22 protein-coding genes are annotated in these 20,493 nt (G+C 44.6%); 16 read left to right on the top strand and 6 right to left on the bottom strand.

The features are described from left to right. Nucleotides 1–15: 15 nt before the first annotated feature. Both A4R26_RS15955 and A4R26_RS15950 read left to right on the top strand, forming a co-directional pair. The gene (locus A4R26_RS15955; RefSeq protein ID WP_081164743.1) at nt 16–474 is read left to right on the top strand and encodes a hypothetical protein; all 459 of its coding nucleotides are present in this window, start codon (nt 16–18) and stop codon (nt 472–474) included. Nucleotides 475–594: 120 nt separating this feature from the next. Then, a complete protein-coding gene (locus A4R26_RS15950; RefSeq protein WP_081164742.1) occupies nt 595–1,272 on the top strand; it encodes a hypothetical protein in 678 nt (225 codons plus the stop codon). 348 nt (nt 1,273–1,620) lie between these two features. Here A4R26_RS15950 and A4R26_RS35020 read toward each other — a convergent pair whose 3' ends face one another. Then, complete coding sequence (locus A4R26_RS35020) at nt 1,621–1,797, bottom strand: hypothetical protein (protein WP_165760296.1); 177 nt, start codon at nt 1,795–1,797, stop codon at nt 1,621–1,623. 748 nt (nt 1,798–2,545) lie between these two features. Next, nucleotides 2,546–2,755: a hypothetical protein gene (locus A4R26_RS15945; RefSeq protein ID WP_242674920.1), complete on the bottom strand. Its 210-nt coding sequence runs from the start codon at nt 2,753–2,755 to the stop codon at nt 2,546–2,548. 641 nt (nt 2,756–3,396) lie between these two features. Between A4R26_RS15945 and A4R26_RS15940 the strand changes: the two genes are divergently transcribed. From A4R26_RS15940 to A4R26_RS15915, 6 genes are all read left to right on the top strand, one after another. Then, the gene (locus A4R26_RS15940) at nt 3,397–3,618 is read left to right on the top strand and encodes a YgaP family membrane protein (RefSeq protein WP_081164740.1); all 222 of its coding nucleotides are present in this window, start codon (nt 3,397–3,399) and stop codon (nt 3,616–3,618) included. Nucleotides 3,619–3,805: 187 nt separating this feature from the next. Beyond that, nucleotides 3,806–4,156 (top strand): hypothetical protein, encoded by a 351-nt coding sequence (locus A4R26_RS15935; RefSeq protein ID WP_133054700.1) that lies wholly within the window; start codon nt 3,806–3,808, stop codon nt 4,154–4,156. 278 nt (nt 4,157–4,434) lie between these two features. Then, the gene (locus A4R26_RS15930; protein WP_081164738.1) at nt 4,435–4,875 is read left to right on the top strand and encodes a thioredoxin family protein; all 441 of its coding nucleotides are present in this window, start codon (nt 4,435–4,437) and stop codon (nt 4,873–4,875) included. Then, on the top strand, nt 4,859–5,806 hold the full coding sequence (locus A4R26_RS15925) for an FAD:protein FMN transferase (RefSeq protein WP_081164737.1): 948 nt from the start codon (nt 4,859–4,861) through the stop codon (nt 5,804–5,806). Before A4R26_RS15930 ends, A4R26_RS15925 begins: the two co-directional genes overlap by 17 nt. Beyond that, complete coding sequence (locus tag A4R26_RS15920; protein ID WP_081164736.1) at nt 5,803–6,021, top strand: DUF4266 domain-containing protein; 219 nt, start codon at nt 5,803–5,805, stop codon at nt 6,019–6,021. Before A4R26_RS15925 ends, A4R26_RS15920 begins: the two co-directional genes overlap by 4 nt. A 23-nt stretch (nt 6,022–6,044) precedes the next feature. Continuing rightward, the gene (locus A4R26_RS15915; RefSeq protein WP_081164735.1) at nt 6,045–7,229 is read left to right on the top strand and encodes a DUF3570 domain-containing protein; all 1,185 of its coding nucleotides are present in this window, start codon (nt 6,045–6,047) and stop codon (nt 7,227–7,229) included. Nucleotides 7,230–7,312: 83 nt separating this feature from the next. Here A4R26_RS15915 and A4R26_RS15910 read toward each other — a convergent pair whose 3' ends face one another. Further along, nucleotides 7,313–8,743, bottom strand: a complete 1,431-nt coding sequence (locus A4R26_RS15910; RefSeq protein ID WP_081164734.1) for an MBL fold metallo-hydrolase — start codon at nt 8,741–8,743, stop codon at nt 7,313–7,315. A 176-nt stretch (nt 8,744–8,919) separates the two neighbouring features. Here A4R26_RS15910 and A4R26_RS15905 point away from each other — a divergent pair, with 176 nt between their 5' ends. From A4R26_RS15905 to A4R26_RS15880, 6 genes are all read left to right on the top strand, one after another. Further along, nucleotides 8,920–9,735 (top strand): sulfite exporter TauE/SafE family protein, encoded by an 816-nt coding sequence (locus A4R26_RS15905; RefSeq protein WP_081164733.1) that lies wholly within the window; start codon nt 8,920–8,922, stop codon nt 9,733–9,735. Nucleotides 9,736–9,823: 88 nt separating this feature from the next. After that, a complete protein-coding gene (locus tag A4R26_RS15900; protein WP_081164732.1) occupies nt 9,824–10,105 on the top strand; it encodes a rhodanese-like domain-containing protein in 282 nt (93 codons plus the stop codon). 10 nt (nt 10,106–10,115) lie between these two features. Then, nucleotides 10,116–10,337 (top strand): hypothetical protein, encoded by a 222-nt coding sequence (locus A4R26_RS15895; RefSeq protein ID WP_081164731.1) that lies wholly within the window; start codon nt 10,116–10,118, stop codon nt 10,335–10,337. After that, entirely contained in the window at nt 10,334–11,755 is a 1,422-nt protein-coding gene (locus tag A4R26_RS15890; RefSeq protein ID WP_081164730.1) for an OprD family outer membrane porin, read from the top strand. Before A4R26_RS15895 ends, A4R26_RS15890 begins: the two co-directional genes overlap by 4 nt. A 111-nt stretch (nt 11,756–11,866) precedes the next feature. Then, complete coding sequence (locus A4R26_RS15885; RefSeq protein WP_081164729.1) at nt 11,867–12,430, top strand: YeeE/YedE family protein; 564 nt, start codon at nt 11,867–11,869, stop codon at nt 12,428–12,430. Between the two features lie 24 nt (nt 12,431–12,454). Further along, complete coding sequence (locus A4R26_RS15880; protein ID WP_081164728.1) at nt 12,455–12,994, top strand: DUF6691 family protein; 540 nt, start codon at nt 12,455–12,457, stop codon at nt 12,992–12,994. Nucleotides 12,995–13,025: 31 nt separating this feature from the next. Here A4R26_RS15880 and A4R26_RS15875 read toward each other — a convergent pair whose 3' ends face one another. Beyond that, entirely contained in the window at nt 13,026–13,670 is a 645-nt protein-coding gene (locus A4R26_RS15875; protein ID WP_081164727.1) for a Crp/Fnr family transcriptional regulator, read from the bottom strand. A 205-nt stretch (nt 13,671–13,875) separates the two neighbouring features. Between A4R26_RS15875 and A4R26_RS15870 the strand changes: the two genes are divergently transcribed. Next, on the top strand, nt 13,876–16,398 hold the full coding sequence (locus tag A4R26_RS15870; RefSeq protein WP_081164726.1) for a cation-translocating P-type ATPase: 2,523 nt from the start codon (nt 13,876–13,878) through the stop codon (nt 16,396–16,398). 56 nt (nt 16,399–16,454) lie between these two features. Here A4R26_RS15870 and ppsA read toward each other — a convergent pair whose 3' ends face one another. Together ppsA and A4R26_RS35840 are read right to left on the bottom strand one after the other, a co-directional pair. Continuing rightward, a complete protein-coding gene (ppsA, locus tag A4R26_RS15865; RefSeq protein WP_081164725.1) occupies nt 16,455–18,854 on the bottom strand; it encodes a phosphoenolpyruvate synthase in 2,400 nt (799 codons plus the stop codon). 141 nt (nt 18,855–18,995) lie between these two features. Further along, nucleotides 18,996–19,127, bottom strand: a complete 132-nt coding sequence (locus A4R26_RS35840; RefSeq protein WP_278248425.1) for a hypothetical protein — start codon at nt 19,125–19,127, stop codon at nt 18,996–18,998. Between the two features lie 42 nt (nt 19,128–19,169). Here A4R26_RS35840 and A4R26_RS15860 point away from each other — a divergent pair, with 42 nt between their 5' ends. Further along, a complete protein-coding gene (locus A4R26_RS15860; RefSeq protein WP_133054699.1) occupies nt 19,170–20,315 on the top strand; it encodes a hypothetical protein in 1,146 nt (381 codons plus the stop codon). The last annotated feature ends 178 nt before the right edge of the window (nt 20,316–20,493 follow it).

Genomic DNA, 20,493 nt, shown 5'->3' with positions numbered 1-20,493 from the left:
GCAATAAATTAGAAAATGGATAGAAAGAAATCTAAATTATATAGAAAAGTTAACACTAAGGCAAAAGGTGTTCACCATGACTTTGGTGGAGATTTCAAATATACAAGAAATAAGAAGAAAGAATCGTTGCAACAAATAAGAGGAACAATGTTTGGCAAAAAAGAAAGAGGCTTGGATTATACTCCACTCTTTCGATTTTTATTATCAAAAGTTGGCTGTAAGTGGGATGAAGTTTTTAGTGAAGCAAAATCAAGATTAGATAAATCTGAACCAATATTCTGGCTGGTTGCATTAAATGAAGATGAAAAGGAAGATTATATTAGAGTTGGCGAATCGTCCTATTTTTCTGGTTTATTTGTTGACGAAAATCACATTTTACAAAAAACCAATCCAAATTTAACCGCGATTGATATGACACCATCTTGCAGTTGTTGCACACATACATTTAATGGAGAAATATTTGGAACTAAATAAATAAACGGCAGCCATTGGCATTGCCAATAGTGATATCGGGCATTGAGCATTGAAACAATCAGCAGCGTAATCCCGGCGTGTTTATTTAAAAGATAATTAATTGTAGTTAACTCTGATCTCATGACCGACCAGGAACTTGAAATATTATTAAAACGGAAATGTAATGCGTTTGACCTAAAACAAATTGCATTTAACTGTCTTCTACAAATTTTCAAGGACAACTCAAACAATAATGACTTTTTGAACGGCTATACTGAAAATGAAATCAAAACCATTTTTGAAAGGTTTGAATACCAAATAGACAGGCGTATAGGTTCAGCAATAATCAGGACAAGAATTGGGCTTTATTTAGATGATCGTGATAATGTATGGCTTGACAATATTGAACCAATAGGATATTATGAACTTGAAACAGATTTCAACGGGGAAATTTTAGACGACTGGTTTGTAATTGAGAAGGAAAAATACGTGAGTGACATTGAAATAATTTCTCACTTTCAGAGTATGAACCAAAAACTTCCGCCAGAGTACCTAAGAAGAAATCATATTCAATATGAGTTTGTGGCTTACATTTCGTTAGTTGGAACACTTTTTATAAGCAAACAATTCGAAGGAGCAGGACGATTTGTCAAAAGGGCATACTCTTACCTGGAAACAATAAGCGATAATAAATTTGACAAAGACTATTTAAAGAGCTCGAAGCGCTTTTTAAAATTGATGAGCAAATATTTAGTAACAAACAATCTGATATCTGAAAGTTTGAAACAAGAATTAATTGAAAACAAAAACGAAGGATAGAGGGCGTGATGCTTAATGAAATTTGTTCAGCTGCAACATTATGGATCAACTAATAACCTCGGCACGTAAAAAAAATTATATCTAATATGAAAATACAGTACGAAACGACAAATTGACAACATTGACATTTTCTTCAATAGCGTTGAGTACTTTCAACAGCTAGAAAGGTCGCTTGCAACAAATCCCGGGCTTACAGAACTTAAAACTGGTATTCAAGTGATTAGAGACAAAAATGGTTGGCGAATAAACGAAAGTCAATAGAGTATATATGGTTGGTTCAAATTTCACGTTCATTTGTTGGTTCGGGTGGTGTGTATCCAGGCTTCCTGCAGAGCGTGTTGGTATGCCTTACCTCAGCAGTTCTAAAATACCTTCGTTCTCAATGATCTTCATCCCCTGCCGGTCGTTAGTGACCGGAGATGATATATACTCTCCATCATGGCTTATGGACACTACCCTGAACCAGTATTTCTCCATCGATTTAAGGCCGCTGAACGTATGATACGGATACTTGCCTGCACACAAACATTAAAATATCCGTTTGATTGGTATCGGTATAAATTCCTACCTCCTTAAAAAGCCGGGTTAATTGCACTTGCATTGTACGTTAATGGTAGACAGATAGCCGGGGTATTGTACTGAAATGCGCCAGGGATTGCCTGCGGCCCCTCTACGATCCCTGGTGTGTGAGGCAATCGCCAGCGTGTCATCAGGCAATCTGTAGGCTGTTCCCGGGCTATTCACATAAATACAAATACCCGTTTCAGTATATTTTCATTGGCTTTTATCTATAGTTTAACCGAAGTGCAAGGCCATTGAATGTAGCCTCTGAAGCCATTACACTCCCATAAAGGTCTCGTAAAGGTCCCGTGAGGGTCTCGTAAAGGTCTTGTGAAAGTCTCGTGAAGGTCCCGTGAGGGTCTGGCGATTGTCTTGGGTAGAAAGAATGCTGATCGCGGAATGAGTAATAAATTCTGTCAATGTTATAACCTGGTGCAATATACTAAAAAAGGGGGAAATGGCCCGGATACATTCTATATTAAGAGCCCCAATTGCTGGCGAGGTATTCGGCCCAACACTATAAAAAAAAGAATCGCCTGAACATTTATTTCAGGTAGAAACTGCTTTTTCACGAGGTCTTTTTGCAACCCTCTGCCGCTATCAATTCTCTGTTGGATATAAGGGACGGATAGTATTGCAGCGTTTTCTGCCACACATCTTCAAGCGTATCATCCTTCCAGGGTTATCTTCCTAACGGGCCCACTCAAAACGATTAATGATGTGTTTGCGGATGCAATATTTTAAACAGCTCCTTTTGCAGATCTTCGTCAGACAAGCCGTTTAAAGACTGCGAATCAATTTCATACCATTTCTTTTTATTGCCCAATACACCAATTACATAGGTGCGCCCCGCCGGCGCCGTTTCGCCGGTTTCGGGATGTTTTTTTGAGAGTGTTACCACTACATCTTTGTATTTTGACATAACAGTAAGATAACCAAAATAATTGGTACTCCCCGGTTTTATCTCTTCATAGGTCATTACATGGTTCACATTCCGGAAAATAAAAAAAGCCGTTCCGGTAAAAACCGGAACGGATGCTTAATGGTGCGAAAATGAACCTATCCAACTACGGATAGCTTTTAAAAGATCAGGGAACCCTCTTCCATAATTCGGTGAGCTCTATACTGTCAAAAAATGTTATGCACTTCAACCATCAGGCGATCCGGCACCGGGTCGTCAGGAAGTGTGTTCATCAGATCAGCTGTCAATGTCATTGATGTATTGGCCCCCTGCAGAACAAGCACACGGTAGCTGTTTCTTCCACCTGTTGAACGAACGGCAGCCACCCACAGCTGTACTCATTCCAACGGAATCAGGCGCCTGGGGCGAGGTCTTATAAGAGGGGCTTAACAGGTTCTTTAATTGCACCCCTAAACACATCATAAAATAATTTTATCAGACTGATAATGACGAAAATCATTTTACAGGTAATTAAAATCAATACCGGAAACAGCGTGACATTATAACTTTATATTGAAAAACAGCACCCGGTAATGACGATGCATCTGCATTGGCCTGTTACGAAACCGGGTGTTCATTCAATAACTCCAAAATAGTTTTTTATGAAAAAAAACATGGGTGCTGCCGACCGTATCATTCGCGTTATGCTGGCAGCGGCATTTGGGTATCTTTATTTTGCCGGCGTGGTTACCGGTATAGCAGGTATAATACTTGTAATATTAGGTAGTGTGTTTGTAATCACCAGTTTGATAGGGACATGTCCATTGTATTCCCTTTTCGGATTAAATACCTGTCAGGTGAAAAAACAAAATGTGCATGAGTAAGATCTGGCAACATTAAAAATATTAATTCCTGCAGTTCATTTACTTACAATGACATAAAGCAAGAGTTAATGACTGACCTTTCGTTAAATTTCCTTACAAGTTACTTCTTCCCGGTTTAACGATAAGTCATCTACCCATATTTTTTCGATAACTTCAGCCGGTGAAAGAAAGGGCAGCCATATTTCTGATGTCAATTTACTTACTGGGAGCAACGAACGCCTGCCAGGTTTTAAAACTGCCGCTGCTGGTAACTCATTTTATAAAGCATAAAAAAGAGAGCCCTTATATTACGTTAGGCTCCTTTTTTAAAATGCATTATATCGACCCCCAACCTTTAGATGCCGATTATCAACAGGATATGCAGTTGCCATTCAAGAAAACGCCCGACACGTTCTGCAGGAACACGCCCTACGAACCGGATCTGCCAAAATACGTATTAAAAACGCCGGAGCTTCCTCCGGTGGTACAACCCGTATTAAACGACGATATTCCTCACATTTTGCTTACCGGTAACATCTTTCAGCCTCCCAAAGCCTGATCAGGCATACAAACAAACTTCAACTTACAGTAAACAGCAGCTTCTGCCACTATGGTATTAGTTTTTCATCAATTATGAACCCGGCAAACCGTACCGGTTAATTTTTGCAAACGGGTTGTTAACCGTCAACACCGGCTGTAAACGAAAGCCTGGTTTTGGTACCTTTGCCGGCCTTCATCTGTTACCTGCACAGCTTCTGTTATACTGGTTGCATTTACTTTACCCGGTAAGGTAAAAGCGCCTGCGAATTAATTGTAAATACAACTCATTATTACTTTATGAAATTGCTGATCATATTGCTGGCCACAGGCCTGAGCCTGTCATTTACCAATTGGCAGCCCGACTTCGAAACGGCTAAAAAATTAGCCGGGGAAGAACACAAATACATATTGTTGAATTTTTCCGGATCCGACTGGTGCGCGCCCTGCATCAGGTTACATAAGGAAGTGTTTGAAAGCGATGAATTTAAAACACTGGCCGATCAGGCGCTGGTGCTGTACAGGGCCGATTTTCCGCGAAGTAAAAAGAACCGGCTGCCAAAAGAATTACAGCTAAGTAATGAAGCGCTGGCCGATAAGTATAATCCTTTAGGGAAATTCCCGTACACAGTGGTAATGACAGCCGATGGGCAGGTCATAAGATCCTGGGACGGCTATTCGAATAACAGCGCCCAATTTATTGAACAGATAAAAACCGTTTGCCATGCGGGTCGAAAGTAATATCGCGTTGACTGAATTCAAACAGGTGGAACGGCTGATGGGCAACACCTTTGAATTTACCGTTGTGTGCGATGACAAAGACGTGGCGAACGAAAAAATAGCCATGGCAATTGCGGAGATCAGGAGAATTGAAAAGCTGTTTACCACTTTTGATGAGAACAGCCAAACCAATGAGATCAATCGCATGGCCGGCATTAGGGCCGTTAAAACAGACCGGGAAGTTTTTGAACTGATCAAACGGTCATTAAAAATATCTTCGGTAACCGGCGGCGCTTTCGATATCACCTATGGATCGTTGGATAAATGTTTATGGAACTTCGACACCGCCATGACGCAATTACCTGATGCAGCAACCGCAAAAAGCATGGTCAGGCTGATCAATTACCGCAATATAATCCTGAACGAACAGAACTGTACGGTGATGCTGAAAGAAAAAGGAATGCGCATCGGCTTTGGCGGCATTGGCAAAGGGTATGCCGCCGACAGGGCCAAAGCGATACTGGTAGAAGAAGGAATACAAAGCGGCATTGTAAATGCCTCAGGAGACCTTATCACCTGGGGCCGGCAGGCCAATGGACAACCCTGGACCATCGGTATAGCACACCCCGACAATGCCCGCGCTGCATTCTCCTGGCTTGATATTTCCGGCCTGGCCATCGCTACTTCGGGTAATTATGAAAAGTACGTTTTCATCGACGGAAAAAAATACTCCCATACGATCAATCCCGAAACAGGCATGCCGGTAACAGGTATTAAAAGCGTTACCATAATCAGTCCCTATGCAGAGATCGCCGATGCCATGGCTACACCGGTTATGGTAATGGGTGTTCAGGCAGGCCTGAACCTTATAAACCAGATCCATTACCTGGGATGTATTATAGTCGATGACAATAACAACATTTATTCTACCAAAAACATTCGTATAAAATGACTCAAAAGACAATTGCCCCAGTGATGGCAATACTGGTTATACTGGCATGCTCATGCCAGCCGGTTAAAGAATACCAGAAAAGTAAATTGAACGATTCGGAAATGACCCTGGGCAACAGGAAAGTGGAAAAAACAGAATTGAGCTTTCAGGCTTACCGGGAAGGCGCTTCCGGCGCCAATGCCGGGAAAAGCGGCGGCGGTTGCGGATGTAATTAATTTGAACAGTTAAAGCCTTACAAATGAAAAGATTTTTTTTAACCGCTTTCGGCATAGCCTGTTTGTTGAGATCGTTTTCGCAGCAAACACCTGATACTACCGGATTCGGACTCAGAAAACTGAAAATAGAAGAGATCAACCTCGTGTCAAGTTACTATGGCCAGAATGGCGATCATGCCGCGGTTACCGGCGGCAACGGTACACAAAAACTTACCGACATTGCAAATGTTTTTGATATAAAACTGGCAAGGTACGACCGTAAACTGCGGAAACATACATTCGATGTGGAAGTGGGCATCGACCATTATACCTCGGCATCTTCCGATAAAGTAGACCTGAAAGCCAATACGTCTGCTTCCTATGCCGACACCCGTCTTTATCCTTCGCTTACGTGGAGCATGGAAAATGAACAGAAAGGCAAAACCATCAGCGCAGGCATATCGTCATCTACAGAGTTCGATTACCAGTCGTTCGGTGCCAATATCGGGTTCTCAAAAAAAACGAAAGACAGGAATGGGGAGTTTTCCGCACGGCTACAGGCATACTTCGACCAGGTGCGGCTGATAGCCCCCGAAGAACTTCGCAACAACGGGTCGGCAAAGGATAATGGAACGGAGGCGCGCACCACCGTTGCCGCTTCCCTCTCGTGGTCGCAGGTCATAAACAAAAACCTGCAGGTTGCATTGCTGGCAGATGTGGTGCAACAGCAGGGCTTTTTGAGCCTGCCCTTTTACCGCGTATATTTCGCAGATGGCAGCGTTCACCAAGAAAAGCTGCCCGACAGCCGGTTTAAAATACCGCTGGGCTTCAGGGCAAACTACTTCATTGGCGATCGGTTTATCATTCGAACTTATTACCGGTATTACAAAGACGATTGGGGAATTTCATCGCACACGGTAAACCTCGAAGTACCGGTGAAGATCACCCCGTTCTTTTCGATAAGTCCATTTTACAGGTTCTACAACCAGTCTGCCGTAAAATACTTTTCGCCTTATGAACGGCATACAGGCGCAGCGGCATATTATACCAGCAACTACGATCTGTCGAAATTCAACAGCAATTTCCTCGGAGCAGGGATCAGGCTGGCGCCGCCCAAAGGAGTTTTTGGCATTCAACGCTTCAATATGATCGAACTGCGTTACGGTCACTACACGAGGAATAATGCGATGAATGCAAATATCATCTCAATGAACATAAAACTCAAATAACCCATAAATAAGTAAAAAGGGAACAAACGTAATCGTTATGTTCCCTTTTACTTATACTCACTTTTCGCAGGTGAGCCTGACAATTACATCGCTACCGAAGTTAACTTTTTACTGCTACTCTCTACAGGGTTACCTTCGCGTACCCATTCGTTCATGCCGGCTGAGTAGTTCAATACATTGGTATACCCGTTTTTCACAAGCAGCGAATAGGCAATAGCTGCGCGATCGCCGCCCTGGCAATGAATGATAACTTTTTTATCCCTGTCGATCCTGTGGAGGTTGTCGGGTAAGGTACCCACAAATACATTGTTTGCGCCCTTGATATGCCCGCTATTGTATTCGGCAGCCCCGCGCAGGTCAACTACCTGTATGCCATTGTTGTAATATAAAGACCTGAATTCCTTCAAAGAAATGACATTGGCTTTTTGCAGGCGGCCGCCGGCTTTTACCCATTCGGCGGTGGAAGGCACATAACCGTAGATGTAATCGAGGCCAATACGCATCAGTTTCCGGGTAAGGTCGTCGAGCTGCGATTCATCTGCAAGTAAGATAAACGGTTCGTCATAGTTAAGAAACCATCCCGCCCAGGTGCCAAATGAATTGTTACCCTGTATATTGATGCTGCCGAGAATAAATCCTTCTGCAAATTCGGTCTTATTTCTTGTATCGATCAGTTTTATGCCTTTGTTCAGCGCCGCCTGTAATTCATCATTACTTATCAGTTTAAGTGTAGGCACTCCGGTAAGCAGCGGCCTGTTTACCTTATTCAGCTTTTTCATCATGGCAAAATACCTGGGTGGTTCCGGCTGGTCTGCAAGTACATAATTTACAAACCCCGCCTCATTGTTTTTGTATGCGAATGCCCAGTTCCTTGCCTTTTCATAACCAACGGTTGTACCGGGCACAGCTCCCAATTGCTTACCGCAGGCCGAACCGGCGCCGTGCCCCGGCCAAACCTGTACAAAATCGGGCAACGCTTCAAACTTCTTCAGTGATTCATATAGCTGATGCGCGCCCGCTTCCTGGGTGCCTTTTATTCCGGCTGCCTTTTCGAGCAGATCGGGTCTTCCGATATCGCCAACAAATACGAAATCTCCGGTGAAAAGCATTACAGGTTGGTTACTGGCCGGCAGATCGATTAGCAGGAAGCTGATGCTTTCAGGGGTATGGCCCGGCGTATGTAATACCTTTATTTCGAGGTTGCCTAATTTGATCACATCGCCGTCTTTCAGGCCTATATGCGGGAATTCATATTCCCAGCCTTTTCCACCTTCAGCAGAGAGGTACATTTGTGCGCCGGTCAATGCAGCCAGTTCCCTGGAGCCGGCAAGAAAATCTGCATGAATATGTGTTTCAAGAATATGGGTTATCTGCAAACCGTTCTGCTTCGCAATGTCGAGATAAGTATCTACGTCGCGTTTGGCATCGATAACAGCGGCTACACCGGCTTTCTGACAGCCGATAACATAACTTGCCTGCGCCAGTGAGTTGTCGTATACATGTTGAAAGAACATAAGATCTATTTTAAGTTTTTAAGTTTGATTACAGTGCAAAGATGATTGAAGTAAACTACGCTATCTGTGATCGATGTTACTTATAGCGGCGGTATATGATCAACATCCTATAAGTAACCCATATCACCGATAGAGTGGATACCAACTATCAATTTTGCTGCATAAAATATTTACGTATGGAAATAGTTGGATATATCGCCTCTCTCGTGATCGGCATTTCACTGGGGCTTATCGGCGGTGGCGGCTCTATACTCACCGTTCCTGTACTTGTTTACCTCTTCAGGGTACAACCTGTTTTAGCTACGGCATATTCACTTTTTATAGTAGGCTCTACCAGCTTTATTGGCAGCTTTCCTAAATATAAGGGTGGAGAAATAAATCTAAAAACAGCTATCATCTTCGGTTTGCCGTCCATAGCTGCAGTGTTTGCCACCCGGGCATTCATAGTGCCCTCCATTCCCGACGAATTATTCTCCATTGGAGATCTTGTAGTGACAAAGGCATTGCTGATGATGCTGCTCTTTGCCGTGCTGATGGTATTCGCTTCCGTATCGATGATACGGAATAAGAACAAAAAGACCGAAGAACGGGATGACACCGTACAAAAGTTCAACTACCCATTAATACTGGTTGAGGGAATTGTGGTAGGCGTGCTTACCGGTTTAGTGGGTGCGGGCGGCGGCTTTTTGATCATCCCGGCCCTGGTGCTGCTCAGCAAATTACCAATGAAACAGGCAGTTGGCACATCACTGCTGATCATTGCTGCAAAATCACTGATAGGTTTTACCGGCGACCCCGGTAAGGAAGCCATGGACTGGACATTGTTGTTGTCTGTTACGGGTTTGGCAATTGCCGGTATTTTCATCGGTAATGCACTGAGCAAAAAGCTGTCGGCGGAAGGTTTGAAGAAAGGCTTTGGCTGGTTTGTATTGGTAATGGGTATTTACATAATAATAAAAGAGATCTTCTTTCCCGGCGGCGGCGCACACTAATGAACCGTATAAGTGACTTATGTCAATTATAGCGTAAAAGGTTTTAGCAACATTTGCATGTATAGTATAACACTCAAAAAATTACACCATGATACCAAAAGAAATATTAAAAGACCGGGCTACAAAATTTGTAGACGTACGAACAAACACCGAGTTCAAAGCAGGCCATATAAACGGAGCTATAAATATTCCGCTTGATCAGTTTGAAAAAAGGCATACGGAAATTGAGGGACTGGGCCAGTCGCCTGTGGTAATATACTGCCGCAGCGGCAACAGAAGCGGGCACGCCGTGGCATTCCTGCTTCAGAAAGGCATCAAAAATGTTTACAATGGCGGCGGGCTCGAAGACATTCAATATCATTTAAACTAAGACGATCATTATGAAAACGCTTATTGCTACCGGATGGAATTTTATGAGGATACTGCGATTGATCATTGGAATTGTTGTAACGGTATTTGCCATTCGCAGTCATGACCTGTTGTTAGGGTTGGGGGGCAGCTTTCTTGTACTGTTAGCTGTGTTGAATGCAGGCTGTTGCGGCGCCGGCGCCTGCAGCACGGGCAGCTGTAAAGTTGATACAAAAACCAACACAAAGGAATGAAGCGGGCACTTTTAGTTTTGATCACATTACAAACAGGCGCGTTCGCCAATGCACAGCACCAGGAGATCAACGGCCAGCCCCCACTCTGGAAAGGAAAACAGCAGCAGACAGCAGATACCGCCTCACTGCTACACGCATTCAAAACAGGGCAAATACACGGGCATTTCAGGTATTTCTTTATGGCAACGGATAATAAGACCGGCTTGACCGACTTTTATGCCAATGCCGTGGGTGGCGGGATCAAATTCGAATCGGCGCCCTATAAAGGATTCCAATTTGGCGTCAGCGGTTTTTTCATCTTCAATATTGGTTCTTCAGCGCTCTCGAAACCCGACCCCAAAACAAACCAGTTCAGCAGGTATGAACAGGGATTGTTCGATGTGGAAGACCGGTATAACAAAACGGACATAGACCGGCTGGAGGAACTTTATTTGAAGTATAACCGCAAACAGTCGCACATTACATTGGGGAGGCAGCTCATCAATACCCCCTTCATTAACCTGCAGGATAGCCGCATGCGGCCTACGGAAGCCGGCGGCATATATGCCGAAATAAACGATATAAAGAATACGAAGATCGAGGCTGGATATTTATTTGAAGTATCACCACGCGGTACCGTCAGATGGTATACAGCGGCTGAATCGATTGGTTTGTACTCACAGGGGGTAAACCCCGATGGTACACGATCGGAATATAAGGGTAATTTGAAAAGCAAAGGAATTGGCATTATTGGCATTACCTATAATGCCGGCGACTGCCTTTCATTAAAAGCCTATGATGTATTCACTGAAAATATATTCAATTCCCTGCTGGTGCAGGCCCATTATTCGTACCCATTAAAAGACAAAAGCAAATTAGTTGCCGGCTTACAGTTTATAAGACAGGATGCTATCAATAACGGCGGCAATGCAGACCAGCGTAAAACATATTTTCCGAAGGGTGGAAAATCCCAAACATTTGGAGCTAAGATGGGTTGGGAAAATGATCGCTGGCAAACTTCGCTTAATTATAACAGGATTACCGCACATGGCCGCTACCTGATGCCCAGGGAATGGGGACGTGAACCCTTTTTCACTTACCTGTCGCGTGAACGCAATGAAGGCCTAGGAGATGTCGATGCCTATGTATTTAAACTGGGATATACCATTCCGAAACTGAGGCTGAAAACACAAACAGGTATTGGATACTTTAACTTACCGGAAGCAACCAGGTTTGCGCTCAATAAATATGGGATGCCTTCATATACCCAATTGAATATCGATATACACCATGAGTTTGAAGGATGGCTGAAGGGACTGGAGGCGCATTTTCTTTATGTGTACAAGGGCAGATCGGGCGACAGCTTTGGCAATGATAAATATGTGATCAATAAAGTGGACGTAAGTTCATGGAACTTTATTTTTAACTATCATTTTTGATTTTACACAAACGGCTGCCGCTACTGCTTCCCGTATAAGTGATGTAAATCACTTGTAAGCCTGATCCTGATCCTCATTTTTGCAATCATAAAACAACGAAATAATTAAATTATGTTAGAAATGTTGAAACAGCCCTGGCCCTGGTATGTGGCGGGCACTATAATCGGATTGATCGTTCCGGCGTTACTGCTGCTCGGCAATAAACACCTCGGCATTTCGGCCAACCTTCGTCACGCATGTGCAGCATGTTTTCCGGCCGGCATCAAATTTTTTAAATACGAATGGAAAAAAGAAATATGGAATTTCTTTTTTGTTGGCGGCATCCTGGCCGGAGCGATCATTGCCGCCCAGTTACTTGCCAATCCGAACCCGGTGGAGATCGATCCGCGGCTGGCTTCCGAACTGGCAGGATACGGCGTTACCGATCATGAGAACCTGCTGCCTAAAGAGCTTTTTTCTGTGGAGAGCCTGTTCACTGTTCGCGGACTGATCATGCTTATTGGTGGCGGGTTCATCGTAGGTTTCGGAGCCCGGTATGCCGGCGGCTGCACTTCGGGGCATGCCATTATGGGGTTAAGCGATCTGCAGCTGCCTTCGCTGATAGCCACGGTTATGTTTATGGTAGGCGGTTTTATTATGGCCAACTTTATACTACCGGTCATTCTTAGTTTATAGTTTATAACAACTTAATAAAATACTATGCAAGTAATAAAAGAAAATACAACGGTAAAACCATTGAGCGGCAATGGCTATACCGCCGATGCAGACCTTGAAGCGCGATCATTGGATACAATGTGTGTGAACGAATCGCACAAAGTGCATCCCTGGTGGTATAATTTCAAATACATGGCGGTGGGAATCGTGTTTGGGATCGTGTTTGTAAAAGCCGAGATCATCTCATGGTTCCGCATTCAGGAAATGTTTCGCCTGCAAAGCTTTCACATGTATGGTGTGATCGGAACCGCGGTGGTGGTGGGTATTATCTCAGTATGGCTTATCAAAAAATTCAACCTGAAAACGATCCACGGCGAAAAGATCGAATTCCATCCTAAAAAATTCAACAAAGGGCAGGTTTATGGCGGGTTGTTGTTTGGGTTAGGCTGGGCGCTTACCGGCGCATGTCCCGGCCCGTTGTTTGCACAGATCGGCACAGGTGCGTTGGTAGTTGCCGTGGTTGTGCTCAGCGCTATTGCCGGCACCTGGACGTATGGATATTTCAGGGAAAAGCTGCCGCATTAACTGAGTTGATGAAAAAATGTAAATGGAAAGGTCAATCCCTGATCCACTCGAACGAGTTACGATGAATAATGATCCAGCCGTTCCTTTCCATTTTTTTCATCAGCCGGCTTATTACTTCCCGTGATGAATTCAGGTCGGTTGCAATTTCCTGGTGAGTTAATTTCACCTGTTTGCCCAACTGCCTTACCTGCTTTTTCAGGTAGAACTCAAGCCGCTCATCCATATTTTTAAAGGCGATCTCATTGACCGTATTCAACAGTTCTTCATACCGGGCCCGATAGGTTCTGATCACAAAATAATGCCAGCTTTTATATTGAGCCAGCCATTTGTCCATGTATTGCAGCGGAATGGTAAGCGCCGTAACATCGGTTAAAGCTTTAGCCGTTACCTGGCTTTGCTCCTGCGTATACGTACACACCAACGACACCGCGCAAGCCTGGCCGGGAGATATGTTGTATATAAAGAATTCATTGCCTTCATCGTCTTCCTGGTATAATTTTACAACACCTTCCAGTACCACTATCATCGAGCGAATGGTTTGGCCGTTACGCAGCAATGTAGTTCCCGCCGGAATTTCCTTTACATTCCCATGTTCCAGCATTTCATCATACAAACCCTCTTCGAGGTTGGGAAACAATGCATGTAACTGGCTTTGCGCTGGTATTCCATCTTTCATTTGAAAAAATTTGGAGTAAGTTATAGCCTGTTACTCTTAAAACAGGTGATATTGGTCACGCAGGTTTATGAAACTGGTTACCAATTCATTTTCAGCGGGGAACAGGAATTATTGGCCTGCTGATTGATAAGGATTATACACTTCCATGACAATTATCATAAATTGCCTTAAAGCAAATTGAATATCTTGCTTTTACAGTAATTGTATGGCAGGCAAAGTAATTACCATAGGGAATATAACAGGATTACCGGAAAGCGAGATTCCCGTACTCAGGCAGCGATACGGAAAGAACCGTTTTGAACTTGAAAAACAAAGGCGTTTACTCCATGTATTGAAAGACATCATCGCCGAACCGATGTTTATCCTGTTGATGATCGCCTGCTCTATTTACTTTATGCTGGGGCAGCCAACGGAAGGAATTATGATGCTGGTGGCTATTTGTTTCGTTACGGCTATTTCTTTATACCAGGACATTCGAAGTACAAAGGCATTGCAGGCATTGAAAAAATATACCGAGCCCGAAGTGACAGTGATCAGGGACAGCGTAACAAAAAACATCTCTTCCGAAGACCTGGTGCCGGGCGATGTAATGATCCTTGAAGAAGGAAACAATGTTCCTGCCGACGCTACCATTTTACAGGAAAATGATCTTTCGGTAAACGAATCCATCATTACCGGCGAATCGCTGCCGGTAGAGAAACATGAGCATACGGATAATAACATTATTTACCAGGGAACAACTATAAATACCGGAAAGTGTTATGCCATTGTAACAGCTACCGGCAATAGTACAATACTCGGCAAACTCGGGAAAACAATAGATACGAATGTTACCTCCAAAACCTTACTTCAAAACCAGGTAAACCGTTTTGTTCGCTCACTCGCTATTTTTGGCATCATTGCATTTTTGCTGATCTGGCTTATCAATTACCTGGAAAGCGGAATGCCTGTACAAAGTTTGTTATTTGCGTTAACGCTGGCCATGGCCGCTATCCCGGAAGAGATACCGGTAGCTTTTTCCTCGTTCATGGCCCTCGGCGCATGGCAGATGAGCAAACTGGGAATTATAACAAGGCAGCCACAGACCATTGAAAACCTCGGCACAGTGGATGTAATATGCCTCGATAAAACCGGCACCATCACCGAAAACAAAATGACCGTAAAAACCATTTACGATTATGATAAAGATATACTGATCGATTCCGGTGAACGATCGAATGGATCAAACGTATTGAAATTTGCTTCGCTTGCGAGTGAGAACGAGCCGTTCGACCCTATGGAAACAGCGATAAAAGAGGCATTTCGATCACATAACCGTAACGGGCATGTTGAACAACCGGCACAGGTGTATGAGTACCCACTGCAGGGCACACCGCCGATGATGACGCATATTTATGAGGGAAGCGGTTTTTACATAGCTGCGGCCAAGGGCGCGCCCGAACGTATATTGAAGGTTTGCGGGCTGAATGAACAGGAAACGGCCAGGGTGAATGCCATCGCAAAAACGCAGGCGCAAAACGGGTTCCGGGTAATTGGCATTGCCAGCGCCACCCGTATTGAAAAGGATTTCCCGGGCACGCAGGACGAATTTAACTGGAAGTTTGAAGGGCTGCTTTGTTTGTATGATCCCCCAAAACAATATATTAGCCGGGTGCTTAAACAAATTACCGGTGCGCATATAGCTATTAAACTGGTGACGGGTGATTTTGCAGAAACAGCCGTAACCATTTGCCAACAGGTTGGCATAACCGGGAATTTGACATATGTAACGGGCGAACAGGTTATGCAAATGCGGGAAGATGACCTGAAGAAAACAGTGGAAGAAACGACGCTCTTTGTAAGAATGTTCCCTGAAGCAAAACGGGTAGTTGTAAACGCATTGAAAGCAAATGGCCATATAGTGGCCATGACGGGCGACGGGGTCAATGACGCTCCAGCCTTAAGATCTTCAGACATTGGCATTGCCCTTGGAAAGAAAGGCGCCGAAATAGCACGCCAGGCAGCCGACCTTATAATAACCGATGACGATCTTTCGAAAGTGACAGAGGCGATAAAACATGGCCGGAAGACATTCAGCAACCTGAAAAAAGCTATCCGTTATATCATATCGATACACATACCCATTATCCTCACCGCATCTCTCCCTGTTCTGCTTGGCTGGAAGTACCCTAATATTTTTACGCCGGTACATGTTATCTTTCTTGAATTGATCATGGGGCCAACCTGCTCGGTTTTTTTTGAACGCGAACCCGTGGAAGATAAGGTGATGCAACTACCGCCGGGTAAGCGAAATACAGGCCTTTTTGCGCAGGATGAATTACTGATAAGCATCTTCCAGGGACTTATAATAGCCGTTGGCACACTTTGGTTATATTATTTTTCCATGTACATCGGCGACTCGATCAATGAAACGAGGACCCTGGTTTTTACCACCCTTATCGTTAGTAATATATTCCTTACGTTCACCAACCGTTCGTTTACGGAAAACATTTTTAAGACCATACATTACAAAAATAACCTCACGCCCTGGGTATTGCTCATTTCGCTGTCATTCCTGGCTGTCATTCATCTTGTACCTCCGGTACGTAATGTTTTCGGATTGGTTCCTGTTCATGCAGCCAGGCTGTTCTTATGTGTAAACATCGCGCTGTTAACCGTTGGCTGGTTTGAGGTATATAAAACCCATCTGTACAAACCCGGGAAGCCGCTGCTAAGGAAGCGCCGGTAGCCGATCACATCTTTTCGAAGGTCAATATCGCTTTACATCGTATGGTATCCTGATTGTTATTTTGCCGCTTTCACATCCTGTTTTTCTTCGGCCTCAAGTATATTGTTTATGCCCTGAAGCAAGGCATCGGGATTGAAAGAAATGCTGTTTATGCCCTCTTTCACCAGGAAGCGCGCAAATTCCGGTATATCGCTCGGGGCCTGCCCGCACAACCCTATTTTTTTTCCGGCCGCTTTTGCTTTTTGTATTACCATGGAGATCATCAACCGGGCCGCTTCATTTTGTTCACTGAACAGGCCGCTAACCAGCGCCGAGTCACGGTCAACGCCGAGGGTAAGCTGCGTGAGGTCGTTCGACCCGATCGAAAAGCCGTCGAAGATGCCGGCAAACTGGTCGGCCAGCAGCACATTGCTTGGTATTTCTGCCATTACATATATTTCCAAACCGGGGTCGGCATCCCGGTCGAGGCCGTTCGCCTTCATCACCTCTATCACTTTTTTGCCTTCCTCTACGGTTCTGCAAAACGGGATCATTACTTTTACGTTGGAGAGGCCCATAACATTTCGCACTGTTTTTATGGCTTCGCACTCCAGCCTGAAACCCTGCACGTACCTGTCGTTATAGTACCGGGACGCACCCCTGAAGCCCAGCATCGGGTTTTCTTCTTCCGGCTCAAATTGGGCGCCCCCAACAAGGTTGGCATATTCATTGGTCTTGAAATCGCTCATACGCACAATTACGTCTTTCGGGTAAAAAGCGGCGCCGATGGTAGCAATGCCCTGTGACAGTTTATCAACGAAGTAGGCTTCTTTATCGGGGTAATGGTGCGTCAGTTTTTCGATCTTTTCTTTTGTGGCCGCATCTGTGAGCTCGTTAAACTTAACCAGCGCCATAGGGTGTACCTGCACAAAATGGGTTATTATAAACTCCATGCGCATTAAACCCACTCCCTCGTTGGGATAGAACGACAACCGGAATGCGCTTTCAGGATCACCGGCTATCAGCATCGGGTGGGTTGCAGCCGGCATTTTTAAGTTGCTGAAATCATGCGCTACTTCCTGCCAGGTTAACTGCCCCCTGTATACGAACCCCGTTTTGCCTTCGCAGCACGATACCGTGATCATCTGGCCATCGAGGATATTTTTTGTCGCGTTTGAAGTTCCCACCACTGCCGGTACGCCCAGTTCACGGGCAACGATAGACGCATGACTGGTGCGGCCTCCTTTATCGGTAACGATCGCGGCAGCTTTTTTCAGCACCGGGTCCCAATCGGGGCTGGTGATCTCCGTTACTACAATTTCTCCCGGCTGCAGTTCTTCCGCATCGCCGGCCGATTGCAATACCCGGGCAATGCCGCTGGTTATTTTTGACCCTATCGCCTCCCCTTCCGCAAGCAATGGCCCTTTTTTCTGCAACCTGTATTCTTTTACGAGATAAGGATTTTTTTGCGCATGAACGGTTTCGGGGCGGGCCTGAACAATAAAGAGCTCATTCGTGAGGCCGTCTTTTGCCCATTCTATATCCATAGGTTTATCGTAATGCGCTTCAATTACCAACGCCCACCTGGCAATGGTTGTTATTTCATCGTCACTTAAAACATATTGTTCTCTTTTTTCAGCAGGCGTTTCAATATTGATCGTAGACTGGAATTGCCGGTCGTTTTCCGAATACACCATTGTTTTCGCTTTTTCGCCGAGCCTTTTCTGAATGATCGCTTTCTTACCCTTTTTAAGCGATGGTTTGAAAACAATGAACTCATCGGGCGTTACCGCACCCTGCACTATGTTTTCTCCCAGTCCCCATACCCCGCCAATATGTATTACGTTCCGGAAACCCGATTCGGGCTCGAGCGTAAAACAAACCCCGGCGCAGGCTTTATCACTGCGAACCATCTTTTGCACGCCAACCGACAACGCTACTTTGGCATGTTCGAACTTATTATCTTCCCGGTATTTGATCGCACGGTCGGTAAATAAAGAAGCATAACATTTCTGAACGGCTGTCAACAAATTTTCTTTACCCGAAACATTCAGGAACGATTCATGCTGCCCTGCAAAACTGGCCTGCGGAAGATCTTCCGCCGTTGCGCTGCTTCGTACTGCCACTTCAACCGGGCGGCCGCCACACAATTCGTTATACTCCTGCTCAATGGCCACGGCCAGTTCATGGGGCATCGTTCCGTTCAGGATCAGCGACCGGGCCTGTTTTCCTATATAGGTTAAGTTCGAAAACTCATTCGTATCGAGATTGAACAATAATTCATTCAACTTTTCGCGCAGCCTGTTACGATCAATAAACAACCAAAATGCATCGGCCGTGACCGCAAACCCTGAAGGGATGGCTATTTTCTCGCCTGATAACCGGTTGTACATTTCGCCGAGCGACGCATTTTTTCCGCCAACCTTCGCCACGTCACCGATACTGATATCACTGAATTTCATGATCAACGATTCCATAAAAATATTTTTATAGTTCTCAAAATAAGTATCTGTATGCCAGCGATCGCTGAAACAGGGGCCGGCAAAGCCACAGCAGGTAAGTTAGCCATGTTAACCGCAAAAAGTTATGATCGCAGGCATCGGTGCTATTGATGTTAGTCAAATATCGACATCTGCAGATAGCTGATCGGCGATCATATCGGCAATAACTATAAAGGCGGAATTAAGGATACCATTGAAGTGAGGATTGTCACGGCTTCCTTTGATGACGGTCATACCATACCGCAACAAACAGCGCTAGCTTTGAGAATAACCTTTTCAAAAACCAGGCTTGTGAAATACACCTATGTCATAATACCTTTACTTTCAGTATCGATTTTTGCATACCCGCAGGACAGCGCCACAAGCCGGTCAAAGTTTGACGTGAGCGGTTATATTAAGGATATGGGATCGTTCAGCTATGCCGGCAACTACGTTTTAACTAATTTACTGCATAACCGGGTAAATATTAAATGGAACCCGCACAGATCGATCACCGGGTCGGTTGAAGTAAGGAACCGGTTATATTGGGGCGACCTGGTGAGTAACACGCCCGGCTTCAACGGTTCACTTAAAAACGACAATGAATGGCTGAACCTGTCGGCCATATGGGCAAGCAGCAACAACCTGGTATTTCAAAGTAACATCGAACGGTTGGGAATTGAATTCCGGCAACGGAAATGGAACATGCACCTTGGCCGGCAACGGGTGAACTGGGGCCTTACCACTGCCTGGAATCCCAATGACATTTTCAATAGTTATAATTTCCTCGATTTCGACTACGAAGAAAAACCTTATACCGATGCTGTTAAAGTTGCATATAACATCAACGATTCGTCGGGTATAGATGTGGCTGTCAATCCTTATGGAGATATCAGGAAGTCTGTTGCAGCAGCAAGGTATTCGATCGATAAACGGGGGTATCACCTGCAGATGATCGCCGGCGTTTACCGCAATAAACTTACCGCAGGTTTTGGCTGGGCAGGAAAACTGGGAAATATAGAATACAAAGGCGAAGGACAGGCTTTTATCGGTGAAAAAGACTCGGCCAACAGGTTTAATTATTCTCTTGAATTAAGTTACCGGTCAGTAAAAGGATGGTATTTCAGCAGTTCCCTTCTTCATAATACCAGCGGCCTTTCCGAACCGGTAAATAATGCCGCTAAAATTAATTTCCGCGTTACACCAGTTAATCTGATGCCGGCCCGCTGGAATATTGTCGCCATCACTTCAAAACAATTCACCCCGGAATTCAGCAGCAGTTTAAGACTGGTATATTCGCCCCGGGTTAACCTGTTTATCATTTACCCTTCACTAAACTATCACCTGTTCGGCAGCCTCGATGCAGACGTCATTTATCAATCGTTCTTTCTCGAATTACAAAAGAAATTCGAGGCAACCAGCCATAACATGTATGTACGGCTCAAATGGAAATTTTAAACATCATCCGGTCATGCCTTTACTACCGGTTGCGTATGTATAAAAAAGCAGCAAATGCGCTCATTCTTTTAACCACCCTTCTATTCATCGACTAATTCCTTCCGCCGTAGTAAGCTCTAACCACCATACGAGCCGGCTGCCACCCGCTATCGTCAAATTCACGTTTTACCATAATAAG

The sequence above is a fragment of the Niastella populi genome (assembly GCF_002078015.1).
GTDB classification, from domain to species: Bacteria; Bacteroidota; Bacteroidia; order Chitinophagales; family Chitinophagaceae; genus Niastella; species Niastella populi.
The sequence above is the reverse complement of the archived record's forward strand: the minus strand, read 5'-3'. Positions and strand labels throughout refer to the sequence as shown.